This window comes from Peribacillus sp. FSL R5-0717 (assembly GCF_038002945.1).
Taxonomy (GTDB): domain Bacteria; phylum Bacillota; class Bacilli; order Bacillales; family DSM-1321; genus Peribacillus; species Peribacillus frigoritolerans.
The window spans coordinates 614,542-638,099 of record NZ_JBBOOF010000001.1 but is presented as its reverse complement, the minus strand read 5'-3'; the positions used below and the strand labels follow the sequence as shown (position 1 = coordinate 638,099).

The 23,558-nt window shown below is 42.3% G+C and carries 19 protein-coding genes; 18 read left to right on the top strand and 1 reads right to left on the bottom strand.

The window, feature by feature from the left end:
* Positions 1 to 25 precede the first annotated feature (25 nt).
* From folD to NYE65_RS03055, 11 genes are all read left to right on the top strand, one after another.
* Positions 26 to 901 carry a bifunctional methylenetetrahydrofolate dehydrogenase/methenyltetrahydrofolate cyclohydrolase FolD gene (folD, locus tag NYE65_RS03105; protein WP_034308293.1) on the top strand — a complete coding sequence of 292 codons (876 nt, stop codon included), beginning with the start codon at positions 26 to 28 and terminating at the stop codon, positions 899 to 901.
* Positions 902 to 1,040: 139 nt separating this feature from the next.
* Positions 1,041 to 2,393 (top strand): exodeoxyribonuclease VII large subunit, encoded by a 1,353-nt coding sequence (xseA, locus tag NYE65_RS03100; RefSeq protein WP_057278793.1) that lies wholly within the window; start codon positions 1,041 to 1,043, stop codon positions 2,391 to 2,393.
* Entirely contained in the window at positions 2,390 to 2,623 is a 234-nt protein-coding gene (locus NYE65_RS03095; RefSeq protein ID WP_034308286.1) for an exodeoxyribonuclease VII small subunit, read from the top strand. Before xseA ends, NYE65_RS03095 begins: the two co-directional genes overlap by 4 nt.
* Position 2,624: 1 nt before the next feature.
* Positions 2,625 to 3,518, top strand: a complete 894-nt coding sequence (locus NYE65_RS03090) for a polyprenyl synthetase family protein (RefSeq protein WP_053535673.1) — start codon at positions 2,625 to 2,627, stop codon at positions 3,516 to 3,518.
* Between the two features lie 249 nt (positions 3,519 to 3,767).
* Positions 3,768 to 5,660 (top strand): 1-deoxy-D-xylulose-5-phosphate synthase, encoded by a 1,893-nt coding sequence (dxs, locus tag NYE65_RS03085; RefSeq protein ID WP_340859838.1) that lies wholly within the window; start codon positions 3,768 to 3,770, stop codon positions 5,658 to 5,660.
* Between the two features lie 4 nt (positions 5,661 to 5,664).
* Positions 5,665 to 6,492, top strand: a complete 828-nt coding sequence (locus NYE65_RS03080) for a TlyA family RNA methyltransferase (RefSeq protein WP_057278791.1) — start codon at positions 5,665 to 5,667, stop codon at positions 6,490 to 6,492.
* Positions 6,493 to 6,810: 318 nt separating this feature from the next.
* Positions 6,811 to 7,260, top strand: coding sequence for a transcriptional regulator AhrC/ArgR (gene ahrC, locus NYE65_RS03075; protein ID WP_034308279.1), 450 nt, complete (start codon positions 6,811 to 6,813; stop codon positions 7,258 to 7,260).
* Positions 7,261 to 7,282: 22 nt separating this feature from the next.
* Positions 7,283 to 8,998, top strand: coding sequence for a DNA repair protein RecN (gene recN / locus NYE65_RS03070; RefSeq protein ID WP_328176850.1), 1,716 nt, complete (start codon positions 7,283 to 7,285; stop codon positions 8,996 to 8,998).
* A gap of 161 nt (positions 8,999 to 9,159) precedes the next feature.
* Positions 9,160 to 10,452, top strand: a complete 1,293-nt coding sequence (spoIVB, locus tag NYE65_RS03065; protein ID WP_063575695.1) for a SpoIVB peptidase — start codon at positions 9,160 to 9,162, stop codon at positions 10,450 to 10,452.
* A 329-nt stretch (positions 10,453 to 10,781) separates the two neighbouring features.
* Entirely contained in the window at positions 10,782 to 11,573 is a 792-nt protein-coding gene (gene spo0A / locus NYE65_RS03060) for a sporulation transcription factor Spo0A (protein WP_034308269.1), read from the top strand.
* A gap of 281 nt (positions 11,574 to 11,854) precedes the next feature.
* Positions 11,855 to 12,454 carry a glycerophosphodiester phosphodiesterase family protein gene (locus NYE65_RS03055; protein ID WP_340859837.1) on the top strand — a complete coding sequence of 200 codons (600 nt, stop codon included), beginning with the start codon at positions 11,855 to 11,857 and terminating at the stop codon, positions 12,452 to 12,454.
* A gap of 39 nt (positions 12,455 to 12,493) precedes the next feature.
* Here NYE65_RS03055 and NYE65_RS03050 read toward each other — a convergent pair whose 3' ends face one another.
* Complete coding sequence (locus NYE65_RS03050) at positions 12,494 to 12,730, bottom strand: DUF2627 domain-containing protein (protein ID WP_034308264.1); 237 nt, start codon at positions 12,728 to 12,730, stop codon at positions 12,494 to 12,496.
* Positions 12,731 to 12,935: 205 nt separating this feature from the next.
* On the opposite strand from NYE65_RS03050, the gene NYE65_RS03045 reads away from it, so the two are divergent.
* From NYE65_RS03045 to NYE65_RS03015, 7 genes are all read left to right on the top strand, one after another.
* Positions 12,936 to 14,993 (top strand): sigma-54-dependent Fis family transcriptional regulator, encoded by a 2,058-nt coding sequence (locus NYE65_RS03045; RefSeq protein ID WP_340859836.1) that lies wholly within the window; start codon positions 12,936 to 12,938, stop codon positions 14,991 to 14,993.
* 368 nt (positions 14,994 to 15,361) lie between these two features.
* Positions 15,362 to 16,459, top strand: coding sequence for a branched-chain amino acid dehydrogenase (gene bcd, locus NYE65_RS03040; RefSeq protein ID WP_048679307.1), 1,098 nt, complete (start codon positions 15,362 to 15,364; stop codon positions 16,457 to 16,459).
* A 131-nt stretch (positions 16,460 to 16,590) separates the two neighbouring features.
* Entirely contained in the window at positions 16,591 to 18,012 is a 1,422-nt protein-coding gene (gene lpdA, locus NYE65_RS03035) for a dihydrolipoyl dehydrogenase (RefSeq protein ID WP_328176846.1), read from the top strand.
* A 24-nt stretch (positions 18,013 to 18,036) separates the two neighbouring features.
* Entirely contained in the window at positions 18,037 to 19,032 is a 996-nt protein-coding gene (locus NYE65_RS03030; protein WP_328176845.1) for a thiamine pyrophosphate-dependent dehydrogenase E1 component subunit alpha, read from the top strand.
* Between the two features lie 12 nt (positions 19,033 to 19,044).
* A complete protein-coding gene (locus NYE65_RS03025) occupies positions 19,045 to 20,028 on the top strand; it encodes an alpha-ketoacid dehydrogenase subunit beta (RefSeq protein WP_053535667.1) in 984 nt (327 codons plus the stop codon).
* A 26-nt stretch (positions 20,029 to 20,054) separates the two neighbouring features.
* Positions 20,055 to 21,338 (top strand): dihydrolipoamide acetyltransferase family protein, encoded by a 1,284-nt coding sequence (locus NYE65_RS03020; protein WP_340859833.1) that lies wholly within the window; start codon positions 20,055 to 20,057, stop codon positions 21,336 to 21,338.
* A 317-nt stretch (positions 21,339 to 21,655) separates the two neighbouring features.
* The gene (locus NYE65_RS03015; RefSeq protein ID WP_340859832.1) at positions 21,656 to 23,557 is read left to right on the top strand and encodes a methylmalonyl-CoA mutase family protein; all 1,902 of its coding nucleotides are present in this window, start codon (positions 21,656 to 21,658) and stop codon (positions 23,555 to 23,557) included.
* Position 23,558: the final 1 nt, after the last annotated feature.

Below are 23,558 nucleotides of genomic sequence, written 5' to 3'. Positions count from 1 at the left end.
AAATTAACTTGGGAGGAATAAACACATGTCAGCTCAAATCATTAATGGTAAAGAAATTGCAGAGTCAGTTAGGCAGGAAATCAGTAAGGAAGTTCAACAGTTACGTGAAAAAAATGTCGTTCCGGGTTTAGCTGTAATCCTGGTGGGTGACAATCAAGCATCTCAAACTTATGTGCGCCATAAGCAAAAGGCCTGTGAGGACTTGGGTATGCATTCCGTACTAATTAAAAAGCCTGCGGATCTCTCTCAGGAGGAATTAATTCAGAGCATTGCTGAATTAAACCAGGATGACAGCATTCATGGTATATTGGTGCAGCTGCCCTTGCCTGGACATATTCAGGAAAAGGCGATCATTGAAGCGATTTCCCCTGAAAAGGATGTAGATGGATTCCACCCGATTAATATTGGGCGGATGATGACGGGACAAGATGCATTTTTACCTTGTACTCCGTATGGCGTCATGGTGATGCTTGAGTATATCGACTATGACCTTGAAGGTAAGCATGTTGTTATCGTAGGGAGAAGTAATATCGTCGGAAAACCAGCCGGACAATTGTTTTTAAACGCAAATGCAACCGTTACATACTGTCATTCACGGACAAAGGATCTTGCTTATTATACCAAGCAAGCCGATGTCGTTGTGGCAGCGGTCGGAAAGAGGGACACGATCACGAGTGACCATATTAAAGAAGGCGCAATCGTCATTGACGTCGGAATGAACAGGAATGATGAAGGGAAGCTTTGCGGTGATGTGGCGTTTGATGAAGTGAAAAATAAGGCTTCATACATTACACCTGTTCCTAAAGGCGTTGGTCCCATGACGATTACGATGCTTATGAAGAATACGGTCAAATCTGCTCAAAAAGCACTTGAATCAAACAAGCAAGCATTAAAAAGCTGAAAAAAACGTTAAATTATTTTAAAGAAGCGGACCTCTTGTTTTATAATAACGGGAGACCGCTTTTTTTCCATTCATGGATTTATGATAATCTATAGGTGAGTTTTCTTTATATCCGATTTCCATCGGAAGGAGACATTATATGAGCAACCAACAATATTTGAGTGTGTCGGCTTTAACGAAGTACATCAAAAGGAAGTTCGATGCCGACCCCCATTTGCAAAATGTATACATAAAAGGTGAAATTTCAAATTTTAAACAACATACAAGCGGACATATGTATTTTACTTTAAAGGATGAGAAGGCACGACTTCTCTCCGTCATGTTTGCCGCCAATAATAAAGGGATGAAATTCCTGCCTGAAAATGGCATGAAGGTACTTGTTAAGGGTGATATATCATTATACGAAGCTGGAGGACAGTATCAGCTTTATGTGAAAAGCATGGCCCCTGATGGTGTGGGGGATTTATATCTTGCTTATGAACAGCTGAAGAAAAAGCTTGAGGGGGCAGGCTTGTTTTTGGCCGAACACAAGAAGCCGATCCCGCAGTACCCTAAGTCTGTAGGGGTCATAACTTCGCCGACCGGAGCTGCATTAAGAGATATCCTGACAACCATCAAGCGAAGATATCCGATCGCCAGGATCATCGTTTATCCAGCACTTGTACAAGGGAATAATGCCGCTAAATCGATTGCCAAGGCAATTTCCATGGCGAACGCAAGGGCGGAAAGCGATGTTCTCATTGTCGGAAGGGGCGGCGGGTCGATCGAGGAACTATGGGCCTTCAATGAGGAGATAGTGGCTGAATCTATATATGATTCCGATATACCTGTAATTTCTGCTGTCGGTCACGAAACCGACTTTACGATTGCTGATTTTGTCGCCGATATGCGTGCTCCTACACCGACTGGTGCAGCAGAGTTAGCGGTTCCTCACTTGAATGAAATACTCGAACGCCTGATGAACCGCAAGAATCGATTGACCCGCTCCATTCAAGAAGCAGTGAATTTTGAACGAACCCGTTTGACCAGGATGGAGAGGTCTTATGCCTTCCGTTACCCACATAAAATGTACGAACAGAAGCTGGAACAACTAGACAAGACGATGGACAGGCTAGGGAGGACCAGCACGCGATATTTCATGAAAAAGAGAGATGAGCTGAATCAGCTGAACGATATTTTGAAAAAGCAGCATCCTGAACAAGCGGTAAAAAATGCGAAAGATGAACTGCAGCAGCATGCAAAGGTTTTACGGAGGGCCATGGAAGCCATCTATCGGCATAAATCTCAGCAGTTCGTCCATATTACAGCCACTTTATCTGCTCTCAGTCCACTAAAAATCATGGAACGGGGCTATGGATTGGTTTTTGCTGAGGATGAGACATTAGTAAAAAGTACACAGCAAGTATCAAAAGGGGATAAGATAGCGGTTTCGATAAAAGATGGAACTCTTGAATGTGAAATTAAAGAAATTAAGGAGCGGATTGAATCATGACAAAAAAACAGGAAGCTACATTTGAAGAAGCGATGGAGAATCTCGAAAAAATTGTAGAGCAGTTGGAAGAAGGCGATGTGCCCTTGGAAGAAGCCATTTCGATATATAAACAAGGGATGGATTTATCAAGGCTTTGCCATTCAAAGCTTAAGGCTGTTGAAGATCAGTTGACTCAAATTTTACGCGAAGATGGGGAACTTGAAAACTTTGCTGTACAGGAGGAAGAATGACATGGGTACGGCGTCCTTTGAAATGTTTTCTAATGAATATAAGGCAATTATAGAACGGGAAATCGTCGAATATGTCAATAAACTTAAAGCCCCGGCAGTAGTCAAAGAAGCCATGATCTATTCACTGCAGGCAGGGGGGAAACGGATTCGCCCATTATTGGTCTTTGCGGTTTTGGAGGCCTTTGGAAAAAGCTTGAGGATAGGGATTCCTGCAGCGGCTGCCATTGAAATGATTCATACATATTCTTTGATTCATGATGACCTTCCGGCAATGGATGATGATGATCTCCGCCGCGGAAAACCGACGAATCATAAAGTGTTCGGTGAAGCGGTGGCCATACTGGCAGGTGATGCACTTCTTACTTATAGCTTTCAATTGGTGACGGATATGATCAATCCCGAGGTCACGGCTGAAATGAAGCTGAACCTTGTAAGTGAAATTGCGAAGTCCGCCGGAGCCGAAGGAATGGTTGGGGGGCAAGTTGCCGATATGGAAGGTGAGAATAAACAGCTGACCCTTCAGGAATTGGAGTATATACATGAACATAAAACAGGGAAGTTATTGACTGCAAGCATCCTTTCCGGTGCTATATTAGCAGGGGCGAGTGAAGAACAGCAACTGCATTTACGTGACTTTGCATACCACCTGGGGCTTGCTTTTCAAATTCGCGATGATATTCTGGATATTGAAGGGTCAGTCGAGTTGATCGGCAAGCCGGTTGGCAGTGATGTTGGGAATCATAAAAGCACATATCCTTCTTTACTAACCCTTCAAGGGGCAAAGCAAAAGTTGGAACATCATATAGAACTTGCCCATGCCGCTTTAGGAAAAACAACCTTACAAACGGGTTTGTTGAATGAACTAACTGATTTAATTGCGAACCGTAATCATTGATTGTGGCTAAATTTGTTATCAATTGAGTTTTTGTGGTATACTCATTGTGCAAAAATATGTGAAAATCAAAATGAATTTTTTAATTGAGATACGTGATAAAATAGGTATAATAAGCCGCCGAAATCACCTGGGTGTTGGCGGCTATTTTTTAACTTAAAACCAATTTTTCGGTCAAGTCTTCCATAGCCCTCTTTCATGAGGCTTTGTTTATGCTAACCACCGAAAATGACAGAAAGTGAGTGGTCCTGTTTGGATCTTCTATCTATAAAAGACCCTTCTTTTTTGAAGAAGATGAATAATGAAGAACTTGTCGAGTTAAGTGTGGAAGTACGGAAATTCCTTGTGGAAAAATTATCGGTGACCGGTGGGCACATTGGTCCCAATTTAGGTGTCGTCGAGTTGACTATAGCCTTGCATAAAGAATTCGACAGTCCGAATGATAAAATTTTATGGGATGTCGGACATCAATCCTATGTCCATAAAATCCTGACTGGCAGAGCAGGAGAGTTCGACACCTTAAAGAAATATAAAGGTCTTTGCGGTTTTCCTAAAATGATTGAAAGCCCCCATGATGTTTGGGAAACTGGTCACAGTTCGACTTCCCTTTCAGCTGCAATGGGGATGGCGGCTGCCCGTGATATCAAAGGGGAAAACAGCTTTATTTTGCCTGTAATCGGAGACGGTGCCCTAACAGGGGGGATGGCGCTTGAAGCGTTGAATCATATCGGTGATGAAAAAAAGGACATGATCGTTATCCTGAATGATAATGAAATGTCCATAGCCCCCAATGTAGGTGCCTTACACACGATATTGGGAAGATTGCGGACAGCAGGTAAATATAACTGGGCAAAAGATGAATTGGAGCTGCTTTTGAAAAAAATTCCTGCAGTCGGTGGTAAACTTGCGGCTACAGCTGAACGTTTGAAGGATAGCATGAAATATTTATTGGTATCAGGAATCTTTTTCGAAGAACTCGGATTCACTTATCTTGGACCAGTAGATGGACATAATTATGAAGAATTGCTTGAGAATTTAAGATATGCCAAGAAAACGAAGGGACCGGTCCTGCTGCATGTCATCACGAAAAAAGGCAAGGGATATTCACCTGCCGAGCTGGACACAACCGGGAACTGGCATGGGACTGGCCCATATAAGATCGAGACAGGTGATTTCGTGAAATCCCCTAGTAAGGGTCCTGCTTGGAGCGCTCTCGTAAGCGATACTGTCAGCAGGCTAGCCCGTGACGATGAGCGGATTGTCGCGATTACACCTGCAATGCCCGTAGGTTCGAAATTGGTGGGCTTCTCTCAAGAGTTCCCAGAGCGTTTCTATGATGTAGGGATTGCCGAGCAGCATGCTGCAACTTTTGCAGCCGGATTGGCAACGCAAAAAATGAAACCATTCCTGGCTATATATTCAACCTTCCTGCAAAGGGCTTATGACCAGGTGGTGCATGATATTTGCCGTCAGAATTTGAACGTATTCATAGGAATCGATCGTGCCGGATTGGTTGGTTCCGATGGTGAAACGCATCAAGGCGTTTTCGACATTGCTTTCTTGCGCCACGTACCGAATATGGTGCTGATGATGCCGAAAGATGAAAACGAAGGCCAGCATATGGTCAATACGGCCTTAAAATATAATGATGGTCCGATTGCCATGCGTTTCCCTCGTGGGAATGGTTGGGGAGTAGAGATGGATGCTGAATTACAGCAGATTCCGATCGGTTCGTGGGAAGTTCTTAAAGAAGGAACGGATGCAGCCATCTTAACTTTCGGCACAACGATTCCCATGGCTCTTGAAGCGGCAGAACTGCTCGAGAAAGAGGATTATTCAGTGAAGGTGATCAATGCCCGGTTCATTAAGCCTTTGGATGAGAACATGCTAAGCAGTCTCCTTGGTGAAAAAATGCCAATCCTGACAATAGAAGAAGCGGTTCTTCAAGGTGGTTTTGGTAGTTCTGTTCTTGAATATGCTCATGATCAAGGATTTTATGGGGCAATTATAGATCGAATGGGGATACCTGATTATTTCATTGAACATGGAAGTGTCGATGAACTGCTTGAAGAAATCGGTCTGACGACTGAGACAGCCATCAAAAAGATTAAAATGATAACACCCAAAAAAGAAAAAAGGGCCTGAAAATATGAAAGTGATGAAAGAAAGAGTGGATGTATTACTTGTAGAACAAGGCTTGGCCGATACACGTGAAAAAGCGAAGCGTATGGTTATGGCAGGCCTTGTCTACGCGAATGAAGAGAGATACGAAAAACCGGGGGAAAAAGTGCCGGTCGATCTAGAATTCACGATCAAAGGCAAAGTCATGCCTTACGTTTCAAGAGGCGGTCTTAAACTTGAGAAGGCATTAAGGGAATTCGATTTACAAGTGAATGGAAAAATACTGCTTGATATCGGATCATCAACTGGCGGGTTTACGGATTGTGCTTTGCAAAATGGCGCCATAATGTCTTATGCGCTTGATGTCGGCTATAATCAACTTGCCTGGAAGCTTAGGCAGGATGAGCGGGTAAAAGTAATGGAAAGAACCAATTTCCGTTATGTTACACCCGCCGATCTCGACGGGGAGATGCCAAACTTCGCAAGCATTGATGTTTCCTTCATTTCGCTTACGTTAATTTTACCGGTACTAAAGACCTTGCTCGTCCCGAATAGTGATGTCGTTGCCTTGGTTAAACCGCAATTCGAAGCCGGGAAGGATCAAGTGGGTAAAAAGGGGATTGTTCGTGATCCCAAAATCCATAAACAAGTGTTGGATAAGATCATTTCTTTTTCTTTAAAGGAAGGCTATGATATTAAGGATGCCTCCTTCTCACCGATTACCGGCGGTGATGGAAATATTGAATTCTTACTTCACTTACACTGGCAAGGGCCGAAGGAAGATGGAGCATTATTGCTTTCGAAAACGGTTGATGACATCGTTGGAGAGGCCCATGCCCAATTTAAAAAAGAATAGCTAGAACTTTGTATGGCTCCTTTGGCTGAATGGTTGGCTAAAGGAGCTTTTTGACTATACATTGTCGTCATGAACTTGAATCATTTATGGGTGCATACATAAAATAGGTAAGTGCAAAAATTAGACTTGTATTCATTTTAGAGAAAAAGTTGTACAATTGCATAAAAATCCGATAACATTAATATTAGCCACTTAGTAAAGCGGCCTATTTGCACGTACTGATGATACCGAGGCAAATTGGCAGCTTGCTTAAGTAAGAAATGAAAGTGATACCATTACCATTAAATGAGCAACAGTTGAGAAGAGGTGCTTCTACTTATGAATAAAGGACAACGACATATAAAAATAAGGGACATTATAACGAATAATGATATCGAAACACAGGATGAGTTAGTTGAAGAATTGAAATTAGCTGGATACAATGTAACTCAAGCCACCGTTTCAAGGGATATTAAAGAGCTTCACCTTGTAAAAGTTCCTTTAACGGATGGAAGGTATAAATACAGTCTGCCGGCCGACCAACGTTTCAATCCACTTCAAAAATTAAAGAGAATCCTTGTCGATGCCTTTGTACGCATTGACTCAGCCAACAATTTGCTGGTTATGAAAATGCTCCCGGGTAATGCCCAAGCCATCTGTGCATTGATTGATAATTTAAATTGGCAAGAAATACTCGGGACGATAGGCGGCGACGATACTTGTTTAATTATCTGCCGTTCCGAGGAAGATGCAAAGATCATTTCCGGCAAATTCTTGGACATGCTCTAATAATGTTGTGAGGTGATCTAGTTTGTTAACAGAACTATCGATTAGGAATTTTGCGATCATAGACAGCCTGTCCGTTTCATTTGAGAAAGGCTTGACGGTCTTGACAGGAGAAACAGGGGCAGGGAAGTCAATCATAATAGATGCCGTTCATCTCTTGGTTGGGGGACGTGGTTCTGCAGAGTTCATTCGGCATGGTGAGTCGAAGGCTGAAATAGAAGGATTATTCCAAATTGAAGATGAAAAACACCCAGTCTTTGCCAAAGCGGAAGAGTTTGGCCTGGATATGAATGATGGGATGGCGATACTTCGAAGGGATATCTCACAAAGCGGTAAAAGCGTTTGCAGGGTAAATGGGAAGCTGGTGACGATTTCCATTTTACGTGAGATAGGGCGAACATTGATAGACATCCATGGTCAGCATGAACATCAGGAATTAATGGATGAACGACTCCATCTTCCGCTGCTCGATCAATTCGGCGGTGAAAAAATCGCAGCTGCACTCACTGAATACCAAAAGCTATATAAACGATATGAAACCGCTTCTAAACAATTGAATGGTTTGAGCCAAAATGAACAGCAAATGGTCCACCGCCTTGATTTGATCCAGTTTCAATTCGATGAAATCCAAAAAGCTGATTTGAAATTACGCGAAGATGAAGAATTGATGGAAGAACGGAAGAAAATTAATAATTTCGAAAAAATCCATGAAGCGCTGCAAACCAGTTATAATGCTTTAAATGGTGAGCAGCATGCAATTGATTGGCTTTCCGTAGCCATGAATAATTTGGAGGAAGCGGCAGGGCTTGATGAAGGTTTAAAGCACAGCTCTGAAACCGTTTCAAATAGCTACTTCCTGCTCGAAGAGGCTGTGTCAAACATCCGTGACCAATTGGACTCTTTGGATTATGATACAGAACGTGTGGAATTCATTGAAAGTCGACTTAATGAAATAAATCAATTAAAGCGTAAATACGGACGGACAATCGAGGAAATCCTGGAATATGGGGCTGCAATTGAAGAAGAAGTCGAAAAGCTGCAAAATAGGGAAACCCATATCGCGAAGCTTGAAAAGGAAATGAAATCCATCAAGGCAGATCTTATCGTCGAAGCAAAGAATCTGTCTGAACTTCGCCAGAAATTCGCTCAGCAGCTAACCAAAAAGATTCATCAGGAATTAAAGGATCTATATATGGAAAAAACAATTTTTGAACCTCATTTCCTTCAGACAGCCTATACTTTCGATGAATTGTCAGATAGGGGAATTAATCAGTCAGGGCTGGATTCAATGGAATTTTATATTTCCACCAATCCAGGTGAACCGTTAAAACCTCTTTCTAAAATCGCATCTGGTGGAGAACTGTCGAGGATCATGCTGGCTTTGAAAAGCATTTTCTCCAAGCATCAAGGCATAACATCCATTATATTTGATGAAGTGGATACAGGTGTGAGCGGACGGGTTGCACAATCCATTGCCGAAAAGATTTATAAAGTGGCAACTGGATCACAAGTTTTGTGCATATCCCATTTGCCACAGGTGGCAGCCATGGCGGATACTCACCTTTTCATAGCGAAAAATGTAAGGGCCGGTCGCACGAATACCTCAGTCAAGCCGCTAATTGAAACTGAAAAAATAAAAGAAATTGGCAGGATGATTTCGGGAGTAGAGATTACGGACTTGACGAAACAACATGCCAATGAATTAATCCAGCTGGCCAAAAGGCTGAAGATTACATCTTGATGGGCCTGTAAGAAGATTATTTAAACTTATCATAAGCATTCATTGTAAAGCTATCCAAAAACGGATAGCTTTTATTTTTTGCACCTGTTATAAATGACTGTCATGAGGGCTAAATTAAAGGTGTAGCCATAAAGTTTCAGAGAGCGAGGAGAGTGAATGGATTGAAATTTATATGGATAAACAGGATCATCGGTGGAATTCTCCTTGTTTCGCTATTAACATTAGGGTTATACCAGCCATCTCGTGAATATTTTTTAATTCCAAATCATCTTGTACTATTTGAAGGAAGTCAATATAGTATTTCCAAATCATTGCCTGTTTCTGCAAAAACTTCGGGATCGAGTGATGGAATTTCACTTCATGATGAACAAGCTTCGATTACGCTTGGTGCCGAGAAACCAGGTACGAATGAAGTGTTACTCGATGTAGCAGGCTTGCCTGCCAAAAAGGTCGACATCAGGGTGTTAAAAGACTTTAGGGTCATGCCTGGAGGCCAATCCATTGGAGTGAAGCTTAATACTCTTGGGGTGCTCGTAGTAGGTCATCATCTTATTGATACGGCGCAGGGGAAAAAATCACCGGGAGAAAAAGCGAAAATTGAAATCGGTGATATTATTACAGAAATCAATGGTCAGACGATAAAGAAGATGGGGGATGTAACCCCTTTTGTTCAGCAGGCAGGTGAAAAGGGTGAGGCGTTGAAAATTGTCATTAACCGTGATAATAAAGTGCTTCATAGTACCTTATTCCCGCTAAAAGATAAGAATGAAGGAACTTACAAATTGGGTTTGTATATCCGTGATTCGGCAGCTGGCATCGGAACGATGACGTTTTATCACCCGGATTCAAAAAAATATGGGGCGTTGGGACATGTCATATCCGATATGGATACAAAAAAGCCGATTGTTGTTAAGGACGGACAGATCGTTCAATCGACGGTCACATCCATCGAAAAAGGAAGCAATGGTGATCCGGGAGAAAAATTGGCACGCTTTTCTTCTAATAAAGAAAAAATAGGAAATATCAATCGCAATAGTCCCTTTGGCATTTTTGGGAAATTAAATCAAGATTTTAAAAATGGAATTAATGACAAACCACTCCCCATCACCCTTTCCCATGAGGTAAAGGAAGGGCCAGCAAAAATCCTTACAGTGGTGAATGGTTCTGAAGTGGAGGAATTCGATGTCGAAATCGTCAGTTCCATCCCACAGAAGTTTCCTGCAATCAAAGGAATGGTCTTAAAAGTGACGGATAAAGAATTGCTTCAAAAAACGGGTGGGATCGTTCAAGGTATGAGCGGCAGTCCTATCATTCAAAATGGGAAATTAATCGGTGCAGTCACCCATGTATTCGTTAATGATCCTACAAGTGGGTATGGAGTCCATATCGAATGGATGTTAAACGAAGCCGGTATAAATATATACGACAAAGATAATTATGAAAAGGCAAGCTAAGAATCCGGGTATCCTTTTGGATGCCCCTTTTTAATGGAAAATTATGATTAGCATAGGTTTGGGTCGGAATTAATTTTGATTTCTTCAAAAAATAGAGGTTTTTTTGGAACGATGTGATAAAATGAAAACGATATGAAGATTTTTCGACAAACGGTTTATTCCAATAGCAAACGAAGTCGAAAACAAGAGATATCCGGAGAATAATATTGAATTCCTTATATTTTTTCAAAAATAAAAGGAATTTAGTTTCCATTGTCGAAAAGTTCAATTACAATAGAATTTAGTCATATAGAAAAAAAGACCAATTGTAGTTGAGGAGGAAATCAAGCGTGAAAAAAATTAAGGTGTGCGTTGTAGATGATAATAGAGAACTTGTTGGCCTTCTGGAAGAATACATTTCTGCACAGGAAGACATGGAAGTGATTGGGGTGGCACATAACGGTCAAGATTGCCTGGGTATGCTAGAAAGCGTTGATCCGGATATTTTGATCCTCGATATTATCATGCCTCATTTAGATGGGTTAGGTGTACTTGAGAAACTTCGTGAAGTAAAACGGGGTGCCATGCCTAATGTGATAATGCTTACTGCCTTTGGTCAAGAAGATGTTACGAAAAAAGCAGTTGATTTGGGTGCGTCTTATTTCATCCTGAAACCATTTGATATGGAAAATCTGGCCAATCACATCCGTCAGGTAAGCGGTAAAGGGCAGGCGGTTTTAAAAAATCATAGTCAATTTAGCTATCGTCCCCAAAATGAATCCAAACCGAAGAACCTTGATGCAAGCATCACCAGCATCATTCACGAGATTGGAGTGCCTGCACATATTAAGGGCTATTTGTATTTAAGGGAAGCCATATCCATGGTATATAATGATATAGAATTATTGGGTTCCATCACCAAAGTTTTATATCCGGATATCGCAAAAAAATACAATACTACGGCCAGCCGAGTTGAACGTGCTATCCGGCATGCGATTGAAGTGGCCTGGAGCCGTGGAAATATAGAATCCATATCATCTCTTTTCGGCTATACCGTAAGCATGACAAAGGCAAAACCTACAAATTCCGAATTCATTGCCATGGTTGCCGATAAGCTGCGCCTCGAACATAAAGCTTCTTGACAGGGGTAGGGTAATACCGGTTGTTAAGACTCAGGGTAACTATTGACCTTATAAAGGCTAGAGCCGCTAAATATAAATAGGAACTCTCCGTCTGGAGGTAAAGGACAGGAAGAAGTTGCTTCGTGATTTTTTCTAATCGGCAACTTCAAATCTTTTTACGCCGGTTAAAAAAATTAAACGCCTTTTATTTATTGGATTTTGCAGCAAATCCCATAAATAAAAGGCGTTTTTGTTTGGTTGAAAAAGCGGCACAAATCAGATTGTAAAAGATATGGAGTGATTTGAGGAAAGGAACCTTCTATGCAGAAAATAATCACCTGCGTTTTGAGTGTAGAATTGATCTAGATGAAAATAATTTGAAAACCCTTAATGCTTCCGCAACCCATAAGGGTAATTTTGGTAAAGAAAAGATTCCCACGCTTGAAGAACTGTTTATTTGGCTTAATGATAATCAGCTTTTTTGCAATATTGAATTGAAAAATACGGTTTTTCTGTATTCAGGCTTGGAAGAGAAAGTCATCCGGCTCATCCGTACCTACGAAATGGAGGAAAGGATAATCCTTTCTTCTTTCAATCATTACAGTTTGGTCAATTGCCATCGATTGGCACCAGAATTGGAAACGGCAACGCTATATAGGGATGGCCTATACATGCCGTGGATATATGCCAAGGCAATAGGCGGAAGTGCAATTCACCCAAATATCCGGGCTGCCCCTGATGCACTCATTCAATCATCGGTTAGTATGGGTGTTCCTGTAAGGCCCTATACCATTAATGAAGAAACCGAGATGAAGCGGTTATTCAAATTGGGGTGCAGCGGCATCATAACCGATTTCCCCAAAGCTGCGGTACAAATAAGAGAAGAATTGAAGTCAAGATAAATTAAAGAAGGTGCCATACAAGGCACCTTCTTTTTGCGTTTAAAATTTATTGAACCTGCTCTGGACCTTATTTTGTTTTCGATCTCGATGTAGGACGAAGCCGGCGATAAAGGCTATTCCGCCTATCGTAATGAGCAGTCCTATTAAAAATTGCAGCCAAAGGAACGGATAGGGGGGCTGTAAAATACCGAATACCATGTCCCTCATTATTTTTATGCCATAGGCAGCAAATGCACCGGGTATAAAAAGAATCAAAAAAGCGATTAAACGTTTCATGCAGTCAAATCCCTTCCGAAAATTCCATCTTTAAAAAATGATAAAGGATATAAATTATTTGTCAAGTAACGGGAATCTAGATAATGACTGGGAGTTGGCGGCTGTTTTTAATGGGGGCCGATATGGTAAAATGGTGTGGAGTATGAAAAAAATTGCAGGGAATGATCTATTTAAAGGGGTAATTATTTCTTAAGGGGGATGGCTGATGCAAAAGGTCATGATAGTAGGGGGAGGAGTAGGAGGGACGACCGTGTTGAAACTCCTATCGGAAAGTGAAGTATTCTCCATTGTTTGTATGGCTGATACGAATGAATCCGCTGAAGGGATGCTTGCTGCGAAGGAACGAAGGATTCCTACCGTGACTAATTGGAGCATGGGATTGAAGTGGGATTTGGACATCATATTTGATACGACCGGTGACCCGTCTGTCTATAAAAAGATAAAAAGGGACATGGGCGAACAAACGATTCTCATTCCTGGAAGTGTCGCCCTCATTATGACTAAGTTGTTTGAAGAGAAAAATCGTTTAATAAGTAAATTGGAGAATACCTCCGCAAAAATGGATTTGATCCTTAATACGACCAGTGAAGGGATGGTGGTGATTGACCATGAAGGATTCATCATCATGTTCAATGATAGTGCGGAACGTGCATCAGACACAAAGCGCGAGGATGTAATTGGGAGACATATCAAAGATTTCATCCCATCAACAGGATTGCTGCGAGTGATGCAAACAAATCAAAAAGAAGTGAATCAGGAAATCACCCTTGGCAATGGGATGGAACTCATAACGACAAGGATACCTCTGGTGAATGCCGATAAGGAAATCATAGGGGCTTTTGCCGTGTTTAGGAATAAGATGGAAGCTGTGCAATTGGCGGAGCAGATCACTGATTTAAAAGAGATACAGACGATGCTCCAGGCAATCATTCAATCCAGTGATGAAGCCATATCTGTTGTGGATGATCAAGGAAGGGGGCTTTTGATCAATCCGGCATATACAAGAATCACTGGCTTAACAAAGACCCAAGTGATCGGTAAACCGGCTTCCATTGATATTTACGAAGGCGAAAGTATGCATATGAAAGTGCTTCAGACAAAAAAACCTGTTCGTGGTGTCAATATGCGTGTCGGCCCAAAACACAAGGAAGTGATCGTGAATGTTGCTCCAATCATCGTGGATGGGTGCCTGAAAGGAAGTGTTGGCGTCATTCATGATGTATCGGAAATTCAAGCCTTGACCCACGAACTTAATCGGGCAAGACAGATCATCCGGACATTGCAGGCTAAATATTCCTTTGATGATATAATTGGGGCTTCCGAAGAGATGAAGCTTCCCATTGAACAGGCGAAATTATCGGCTAGAACACCTGCTACTGTTTTATTAAGAGGGGAATCAGGGACGGGAAAAGAGTTATTTGCACATGCCATCCATAATGCTAGCGATAGGAAGTTCAATAAATTCGTTCGGGTAAATTGTGCGGCCATCTCGGAATCATTACTTGAAAGTGAACTATTCGGTTATGATGAAGGAGCCTTTACCGGGGCAAGCAGGGGCGGAAAGGTCGGTTTTTTTGAAGAGGCAAATCAAGGGAGTATCTTTTTGGACGAAATTGGTGAATTGCCAGCCAACATCCAAGCTAAATTACTGCGGGTTTTACAAGAAAAGGAAATCGTCAGGGTGGGGGGGACGAAGCCGATCCCCATCAATGTCCGGGTCATAGCCGCTACGAACCTCAATCTTGAACAGGCGATCGCAAACGGATCATTCAGGGAAGACTTATATTTCAGGCTGAACCGCATGCCTATTTTCATTGCTCCATTAAGAAAGAGAAAAGAAGATTTGAGAGAATTGGCGGAGCATTTGATTAATAAAATCAATCAGGAGTATGGACGGAGCATAGAGGGAATTACAGCAGCAGCTATACATAAGATGCAAATCTATAACTGGCCGGGAAATGTGAGGGAACTGGAAAATATCTTAGGACGGGCAATCATTTTCATGAAATTGAACGAGACAATCATTGATATCCATCATATTCCGGATTTTATCGAAGAGCTTCCATTAAATCAAGAGAAATTATTAATGAAGCCTTCCGGCTACGTATCGGGGAAACCGCTCTCGGAGATAATAGACCAGTATGAAGCCGAAATCATTGAGCAAGCGTTCCATACCCACAAGGGAAATAAAACACTTACGGCAAAAGCGCTGGGGATTTCAGTTAGAAATCTATATTATAAAATGGAAAAACTAAAGCTGTGAAAAATTTTGCATGCAATTATTTGCACACTATGAAAAATAATGCATGGAATTTTCTGATTTATTTTAATTTAAGCGAGACTCCACTTCTGACATGAAATTTTTTTGAATTTGTTATAGGCTATAGTTGCCCGACATATTAACCAGCATGTCCTTTTTTTGGATAAAAAGATGTTGATTATGTATTTTATTGGCATGTTATTTGCATATTTAAAGGTGCATGGGTTTTTCAAGGGAACCATTCCCCATGGGGAAAATATCATGTGAGTAGCGGATTTTATTTAAAACGAACGTAGGAACAAGTAAGAATGAGGAGAAATTCAGTAGTCTCATATCTGACATGTATTAAAACATCTAGGGAGGATTCCTTTATGGAAATTTTTAAATATCTTGAGAAGTATGATTACGAGCAACTGCTATTCTGTCAGGATAAACAATCGGGTTTGAAAGCGATTATTGCCATTCATGATACAACATTAGGGCCTGCGCTTGGAGGCACAAGGATGTGGACGTATGCATCTGAAGAAGATGCCATTGAAGATGCCTTAAGGCTTTCGAGAGGAATGACATATAAGAACGCCGCTGCCGGCTTGAATTTAGGCGGGGGGAAAACCGTCATCATCGGCGATCCGCGTAAGGATAAAAATGAAGAAATGTTCCGTGCATTCGGAAGGTATATCCAAGGGCTGAATGGCCGTTATATAACAGCTGAAGATGTAGGTACAACGGTTGAAGATATGGATCTCATTCATGAGGAGACGGATTTTGTCACGGGGATTTCCCCTGCATTCGGTTCTTCGGGTAACCCTTCCCCAGTAACGGCATATGGGGTATACCGCGGTATGAAGGCTGCTGCAAAAGAGGCATTCGGAACTGATTCCTTAGAAGGCAAGGTTGTTGCTGTCCAAGGCGTCGGGAATGTTTCTTATAACTTATGCCGTCATCTTCATGAGGAGGGCGCCAAGCTTATCGTTACGGATATCAATAAAGAAAGCGTGGCCCGTGCGGTTGAGTCCTTTGGGGCGACTGCAGTGAATCCAGATGAAATTTATGGAGTCGAATGTGATATCTATGCACCTTGTGCATTAGGGGCTGTCATAAATGATCAAACAATCAATCAAATCAGGGCGAAGGTCATTGCAGGTGCTGCGAATAATCAATTAAAGGAAACTGTTCATGGCGATCAAATTCATGAAAAAGGGATTATATATGCACCTGATTATGTAATTAATGCAGGGGGAGTCATAAACGTGGCCGATGAGCTTTTAGGGTATAATCGGGAAAGAGCCCTTAAGAAAGTGGAAACGGTTTATGATACAATTGAAAGAGTCATCGAGATTGCAAAACGTGATCAAATCCCAACTTATAAAGCGGCGGATAGGATGGCAGAGGAGCGAATTGCTCGCATGAGGAATTCAAGGAGCCAATTCCTGCAAAATGAAAAACATATCCTGAATGGAAGAAAATGAATGTAATTTTACAAGATTAGATTCCTGTGTTTTTTTAAATAAACACAGGAATTTTCAACATGGATAACGTAATAAACATAGGGCAAGTAAAAATGGTGACAAATTGTATGTATTTGTGAGGAGGAGTGGTTTTGGCTGAAGAATTTGACCTCGTTATCCTCGGAGGAGGAACAGGCGGGTATGTGGCGGCAATAAGGGCTGCTCAATTAGGATTGAAAACGGCTGTCGTGGAGAAAGGCAAGCTCGGCGGAACGTGTCTACATAAAGGCTGTATCCCTTCAAAAGCACTTTTACGGAGTGCGGAAGTTTATCAGACTGCAGTGAAAAGTGAGGAATTCGGTATTGTTACCGGGGATGTAAAGGTAGATTTCCTTAAAGTGCAGGAAAGAAAGACTAAAGTGGTCGATCAACTCTATAAAGGAGTTCAGCACTTGATGAAACAAGGAAAGATAACGGTTTATGAAGGGTTAGGGCGTATACTTGGTCCTTCTATATTTTCACCGATGCCTGGGACAATTTCCGTGGAAATGAATGATGGCAGTGAAAATGAAATGCTCATTCCCCAGAATGTCATCATTGCAACCGGTTCGCGTCCGAAGACACTGCCCGGTTTAGCGGTTGATGGGGAATTGGTGCTTACATCGGATGAAGCTCTAAAGCTTGAGAGCCTGCCAAAATCGATGATTATTGTAGGCGGTGGAGTTATCGGCATTGAATGGGCTTCGATGCTCAATGATTTTGGTGTGGAAGTGACAGTACTGGAATATGCAGATAGAATCATCCCGACAGAAGACCATGATATTTCCAGTGAAATGCTTCGTCTCCTAACGAAAAAAGGCGTCAAATTCGTTACAGGTGCCAAGGTATTGCCTGAAACCCTGAAAACGGGTGAGTCAGTATCCATTTCTGCTGAAGTCAAAGGTTCGGTAGAGGAATTCACAGCTGAAAAAATGCTGGTTTCCGTAGGAAGGTCAGCAAATGTTGAAGGGATCGGCCTTGAAAATACGGAGATTATGAAAGAAAAAGGTTTTATTGAAACCAATGACTTCTTCCAAACGAAGGAATCACATATCTATGCGATCGGTGACTGTATCGGCGGTCTGCAATTGGCACACGTTGCCTCCCATGAAGGTATTACGGCCGTTGAACATATTGCAGGCAAAAAACCGGAACCGCTGGATTATTCGCTCATTTCTAAATGTGTATATTCAAGCCCTGAGGCTGCAAGTGTCGGTTTGACGGAGGATCAGGCAAATAAGGAAGGTTATGACCTTAAAATAGGGAAATTTCCATTCCGTGCAGTTGGTAAGGCCCTTGTTTTTGGGGAAGCGGATGGTTTTGTCAAAATCATCGCCGATAAGAAAACGGATGATATACTGGGCGTTCATATGATCGGGCCACATGTTACGGATATGATTTCTGAAGCTGGACTTGCGAAAGTGCTTGATGCGACACCTTGGGAGGTAGGCAAGACAATTCATCCGCACCCAAGTCTTTCCGAAGCAATCGGGGAGGCGGCCCTTGCTGTCGATGGACGTGCCATACATTCTTAAAGAATAAGGTCAGGAGGTTTTATGATGGTAGAAAAACGTCATGAACAATTAGGCTTAAATGAGGAAACGGTTTTAGATATGTACCGGACAATGCTTTTGTCCCGCAGAATTGATGAGCGCATGTGGCTTCTAAACCGATCCGGGAAAATTCCCTTCGTGATTTCCTGCCAGGGGCAAGAAGCTGCACAGGTTGGGGCAGCGTTTGCGCTTGATCGGCAAAAGGATTATGTACTGCCTTATTACCGGGATGTAGGTGTGGTGCTTACCTTCGGAATGACCGCAAAAGATTTGATGCTTTCAGGTTTCGCGAAAGAGGAAGATCCCAATTCCGGCGGGCGCCAAATGCCAGGTCATTTTGGTCAAAAGAAAAATAGGATCGTCACTGGTTCATCGCCTGTAACGACACAGGTCCCGCATGCAGTCGGAATTGCCCTTGCAGGGAAGATGGAAGGTAAGGATTTGGTGACTTTCGTAACGTTTGGAGAAGGTTCATCCAATCAGGGCGATTTTCATGAAGGGGCCAACTTTGCAGGTGTGCATAAGCTACCGGTCATTTTCATGTGTGAAAATAATAAATATGCGATTTCCGTTCCTATAGAGAAACAGCTATCGTGTGAAAATGTTTCCGACAGGGCGATTGGCTATGGGATGCCTGGAATAACGGTGGATGGCAATGACCCATTGGCCGTGTATGCTGCGGTGAAAGAAGCGGCTGACCGTGCACGAAGGGGAGAAGGCCCAACACTAGTGGAAACCGTCTCATACAGGCTCACACCACATTCAAGTGATGATGATGACCGAAGCTACCGGACGGCGGACGAAGTGGCCGAAGCCAAAACTAAGGATTCCATTATGACATTTGGAGCCTATTTAAAAGAAGTGGGAATTATGGATGATGACCTTGAGAAACAAATGAATGATGAAGTAATGAAGATAGTCAACGAAGCAACCGATTATGCTGAAAATGCTCCATATCCAAAGGCTGAAAGTGCTATGTATCATGTGTATGCACAAAAGTAAGGGGGGAATAGAATGCCAGTGATTTCTTATATAGATGCCGTGACAATGGCAATGAGGGAAGAGATGGAACGAGATTCCCGTGTATTCGTATTGGGAGAGGATGTAGGAAAAAAAGGTGGGGTCTTTAAAGCCACTAATGGTTTATACGACCAATTCGGTGAAGACAGGGTCATCGATACCCCGCTCGCAGAATCTGCAATCGCAGGAGTTGGAATTGGAGCCGCCATGTATGGGCTTCGGCCGATAGCCGAGATGCAATTCGCTGATTTCATCATGCCAGCCATTAACCAAATCGTTTCAGAGGCAGCCAAAATCAGATACCGTTCCAATAATGACTGGAGCTGTCCTATGGTAATCCGTGCCCCATATGGAGGGGGAATTCATGGAGCTCTTTATCATTCGCAATCGGTTGAAGCGATCTTTGCCAATCAGCCGGGCTTGAAAATTGTGATGCCTTCCACTCCGTATGATGTAAAGGGTTTGCTTAAAGCTGCCATTCGCGATGAAGACCCAGTGCTTTTCTTTGAACATAAACGTGCATACCGCTTGATCAAGGGTGAGGTGCCTACTGAAGATTATGTACTTCCAATCGGTAAGGCGGATGTGAAAAGGGAAGGGGAAGACATTACAGTCATCTCCTATGGCCTTTGTGTGCATTTTGCCCTTCAGGCAGCAGAAAAATTAGCTGCAGATGGAATTTCTGCACATGTTCTTGACTTGCGTACCGTGTACCCTTTGGATAAGGATGCCATCATAGAAGCAGCGTCTAAAACGGGGAAAGTATTACTGGTTACGGAAGATAATAAAGAAGGAAGCATCATGAGTGAGGTCGCAGCCATAATTGCCGAGCATTGCCTTTTTGATTTGGATGCCCCTGTAAAACGATTGGCCGGCCCGGATGTACCTGCCATGCCTTATGCACCAACGATGGAAAAACATTTCATGGTGAATCCCGATAAAGTGGAAAAAGCAATGAGGGAATTGGCCGAGTATTAATGACTGTTAAGAAGGAGGAATGAATTATGGCTATGGAATTAATGAAGATGCCCCAACTAGGCGAAAGTGTCACAGAGGGAACCATCAGTAAATGGCTTGTGAAGCCTGGAGATCATGTCACGAAATACGACCCGCTAGCTGAAGTGATGACGGATAAAGTAAATGCTGAGGTTCCTTCTTCCTTCACCGGCATCATCAAGGAATTGAAAGCGGATGAGAATCAAACATTGGCAGTCGGAGAAGTCATTTGCTCGATTGAAGTTGAAACGGGAAAGACGGATAATGAAAATGCCGGGCAAGCTTCTCATAATGTGGAAAAAGTTGATGCACCTGTTATAAGAGATGTGCAGCAAGCGGCAGAACCATCAAGGAAAGCTCGCTATTCACCAGCTGTGTTAAAACTTTCCCAGGAGCATGGAATCGATCTATCAAAAGTTAAAGGAACGGGGAATGAGGGACGGATCACCCGTAAAGATTTACTGAAACTTGTTGAATCAGGGAATCTTCCTAATGCGGATGAGCCTTCAGCAATTTCCGATGCGGCTCCTGATGTGATCGCCCCTCAAGTCAATCGTCAAACAATTCCAGTAACAAACGTGCCGACTGCGGCTGGTGACAAGGAAATACCGGTAACCGGCATCCGTAAGGCAATTGCGTCCAATATGTTGAAAAGTAAGCACGAAATTCCGCATGCTTGGACGATGGTGGAAGTTGACGCCAGCAATATGGTGAAGTTGCGTGATAATCTAAAATCCGATTTTAAACAAAAAGAAGGCTATAATTTAACGTACTTTGCCTTTTTCGTAAAAGCGGTTGCTCAAGCCCTTACGGAATTTCCAGAACTGAATTCGATGTGGGCCGGCGAAAAAATCATACAAAAGAAAGAAATCAATATATCGATAGCCGTTGCAACTGAAGATGCCCTATTTGTTCCGGTCATTAAAAATGCAGATGAAAAATCAATCAAAGGTATAGCAAGGGAAATACAGGAACTTGCATCCAAAGTGAAGTCAGGTAAGTTAAAAGCAGAGGATATGCAAGGTGGTACGTTCACTGTTAATAACACTGGCTCATTCGGTTCTGTCCAGTCCATGGGAATCATCAATTATCCACAGGCAGCCATTTTACAGGTTGAAACGATTGTAAAACGTCCAGTGGTCATTAATGACATGATTGCAGTACGAGATATGGTGAATCTCTGTTTATCACTTGATCATCGTGTTTTGGACGGACTGGTATGCGGACGATTCCTCGCGAGGGTTAAAGAAATCATCGAAAAGATTTCCAAAGACAACACTCCCATATACTAAAATGAAGAAAAGGAAGGCCGGAAGGTCCTTCCTTTTTTTTGCACTTCGCTTTTCCGTAGAAAAACATCGACAAAAATTTTATTTTTGCTATTATTTTATTAAGGGCTGTTCTAATACAGGTCAGGGGCTGTACTTGATTTAAAGAGGCAAGATAGGCTAGTGGTTTCCCTAATAACAGGTTTGCTAATTTCTATTGTCTTAAATTTCAAGAAAATTATGGTAGAATGTTAGTATAATCCAGATCAAATTGACGGGAGGGTGGTTTTCTTATCCAAAACTGACTGAGCGTTCGTTCTCCCAATGAAGGAAAAGGGCGTATGAGGATAAGAAAGCGATTACAGATGGAACTGAAAGATGTAAAAAACATAACCTTTCCTAAGCCTTCTTTTGAAGAGTGGAAAGAAGCTGCGGAAGCAAGTTTAAAAGGGAAAAGTGTAGAAAAGCTTAAAACGAATACATATGAGGGCATCGCTTTATATCCACTCTATACAGAAAAGGCGGAATCAACGGAAAAAGTAGCTGAATTGCCAGGATTTTTCCCTTTCACCCGAGGAACGTCTCCAACGGGATATCATGACAAACCTTGGCTTGCCGTTCAACCTGTAAGCGGTATCACGGCTGAAGAAGCAAATGAAAAGATGAGGGCTGCATTCAAACGCGGTCAAAATGTCGTGGCATACCCTGCACGATTGCTTTCCGGGGGAGCAAGGGCTGAAACATTGTTTAAGGAAATCCCATTAAAAGAAATGCCGGTTTTCATTGACCTTAAGGGGAAACAAAAAGAATTATTCCCTCAATTCAAAGCTGTTGCCGAAGCACAAAATACCCAATTGACAGGCGTCATTGCTGAAGATCCAATTGCAGAATGGCTCATTTGCGGTCAGCTGCCAGAAGATACGGATAACTATTTTGCAGAATGGCTGAAGACGATCCAGAATTATCAGAAGGTAGGCAGTGATTTAAAAACAGTTTTGATTAATACGGCAGTCTACCATAATGGAGGAGCCAATGCCGTACAAGAAATAGCTTACGGATTATCGGCAGCCGTCCAATATCTATTGGAAGGGCAAAAGCAAGGGCTTTCTATTGCTGCGGTTTCCGAAAAAATAGTATTCTCGTTTGCAGTGGATTCAAATTACTTCATGTCCATCGCTAAACTGAGGGCTGCCAGAAGGCTTTGGGCAGGTCTTGCAGAAGCTTTCGATACAGCATCGGACCATTTTAAAATGACGATACATGCCGTAACTTCCGTGTTGACGGAAACGCTATATGATCAGCACGTCAATATTCTTCGGACCACGAACCAAGCTTTTGCAGCAGCTATTGGAGGCATTCAATATCTTCAAATCCATCCATTTACACACGCAACCGGTGAAACCGATGAGTTTTCAGAAAGAATTGCCCGTAATACTCACTTGATTTTAAAAGAAGAAACAAATATTACAACAGTTGTCGATCCTGCTGGCGGTTCATGGTATGTTGAGCAACTAACGGATGAATTGGCTGAAAAGGCTTGGGCAAAATTCCTTGAAATCGATGCAGCTGGAGGGATTCTGGAGCTAATTAAACAAGGTACCCTTCAGAAAGAAATAGCTGAAGTTTACCAAGGAAGAGTTCAAAATGCGGCTTTCAGAAAAGAAAGTATCATCGGAACGAATGTATATCCGAATCCCGCTGATAAGATTAAAACCACCACAAAGGATAAACATGTGTCATATATGAAAGTTGCGAAGCCGGTTGGCATTACCCCACTTGAATTGGAACGGGTATCCAGTCAGTTCGAACAGATAAGACTACGCAGTGAAAAGTTTAAAGGAATAAGCGGAACGGCTCCAACTATCGGTTTAATTAATTTGATAAATCTCAAATCCTATAAACCTCGTGCAGATTTCGTTCAAAGTCTTGCGGCAGCAGGTGGTATTGAAACAATCGGCAGTAAGGGATGTCAAACCGTTGAGGAAGCAATCGATTATGTAGCTGCGACTAAGCTCCCAATCTATTGTCTTTGCGGCAGTGATGGTGACTATTCGGAATTAGCGCCAGTCATCATTAAAGAAATTAAAAAGCAATTCCCTGAAATCACTATTTATAGTGCCGGCAAGCAGCAAGAAGAATTGGAGATTACACTAAGAGAAGCCGGGGTCAAAGATTTTATCCATGTTAAAATGAATGCAATATCCATTTTACTTGAATTATTGCAGAAGCTAGGGGTGAACTGAA

What these genes read in the sequence shown, in the direction of transcription:
- folD (WP_034308293.1), top strand. Translation starts at nt 26, where the DNA reads ATGTCAGCTCAAATCATTAATGGTAAAGAAATTGCAGAGTCAGTTAGG.
- xseA (WP_057278793.1), top strand. Translation starts at nt 1,041, where the DNA reads ATGAGCAACCAACAATATTTGAGTGTGTCGGCTTTAACGAAGTACATC.
- NYE65_RS03095 (WP_034308286.1), top strand. Translation starts at nt 2,390, where the DNA reads ATGACAAAAAAACAGGAAGCTACATTTGAAGAAGCGATGGAGAATCTC.
- NYE65_RS03090 (WP_053535673.1), top strand. Translation starts at nt 2,625, where the DNA reads ATGGGTACGGCGTCCTTTGAAATGTTTTCTAATGAATATAAGGCAATT.
- NYE65_RS03080 (WP_057278791.1), top strand. Translation starts at nt 5,665, where the DNA reads ATGAAAGTGATGAAAGAAAGAGTGGATGTATTACTTGTAGAACAAGGC.
- ahrC (WP_034308279.1), top strand. Translation starts at nt 6,811, where the DNA reads ATGAATAAAGGACAACGACATATAAAAATAAGGGACATTATAACGAAT.
- NYE65_RS03050 (WP_034308264.1), bottom strand. Translation starts at nt 12,730, where the DNA reads ATGAAACGTTTAATCGCTTTTTTGATTCTTTTTATACCCGGTGCATTT.
- NYE65_RS03045 (WP_340859836.1), top strand. Translation starts at nt 12,936, where the DNA reads ATGCAAAAGGTCATGATAGTAGGGGGAGGAGTAGGAGGGACGACCGTG.
- bcd (WP_048679307.1), top strand. Translation starts at nt 15,362, where the DNA reads ATGGAAATTTTTAAATATCTTGAGAAGTATGATTACGAGCAACTGCTA.
- NYE65_RS03030 (WP_328176845.1), top strand. Translation starts at nt 18,037, where the DNA reads ATGGTAGAAAAACGTCATGAACAATTAGGCTTAAATGAGGAAACGGTT.
- NYE65_RS03025 (WP_053535667.1), top strand. Translation starts at nt 19,045, where the DNA reads ATGCCAGTGATTTCTTATATAGATGCCGTGACAATGGCAATGAGGGAA.
- NYE65_RS03020 (WP_340859833.1), top strand. Translation starts at nt 20,055, where the DNA reads ATGGCTATGGAATTAATGAAGATGCCCCAACTAGGCGAAAGTGTCACA.
- NYE65_RS03015 (WP_340859832.1), top strand. Translation starts at nt 21,656, where the DNA reads ATGAGGATAAGAAAGCGATTACAGATGGAACTGAAAGATGTAAAAAAC.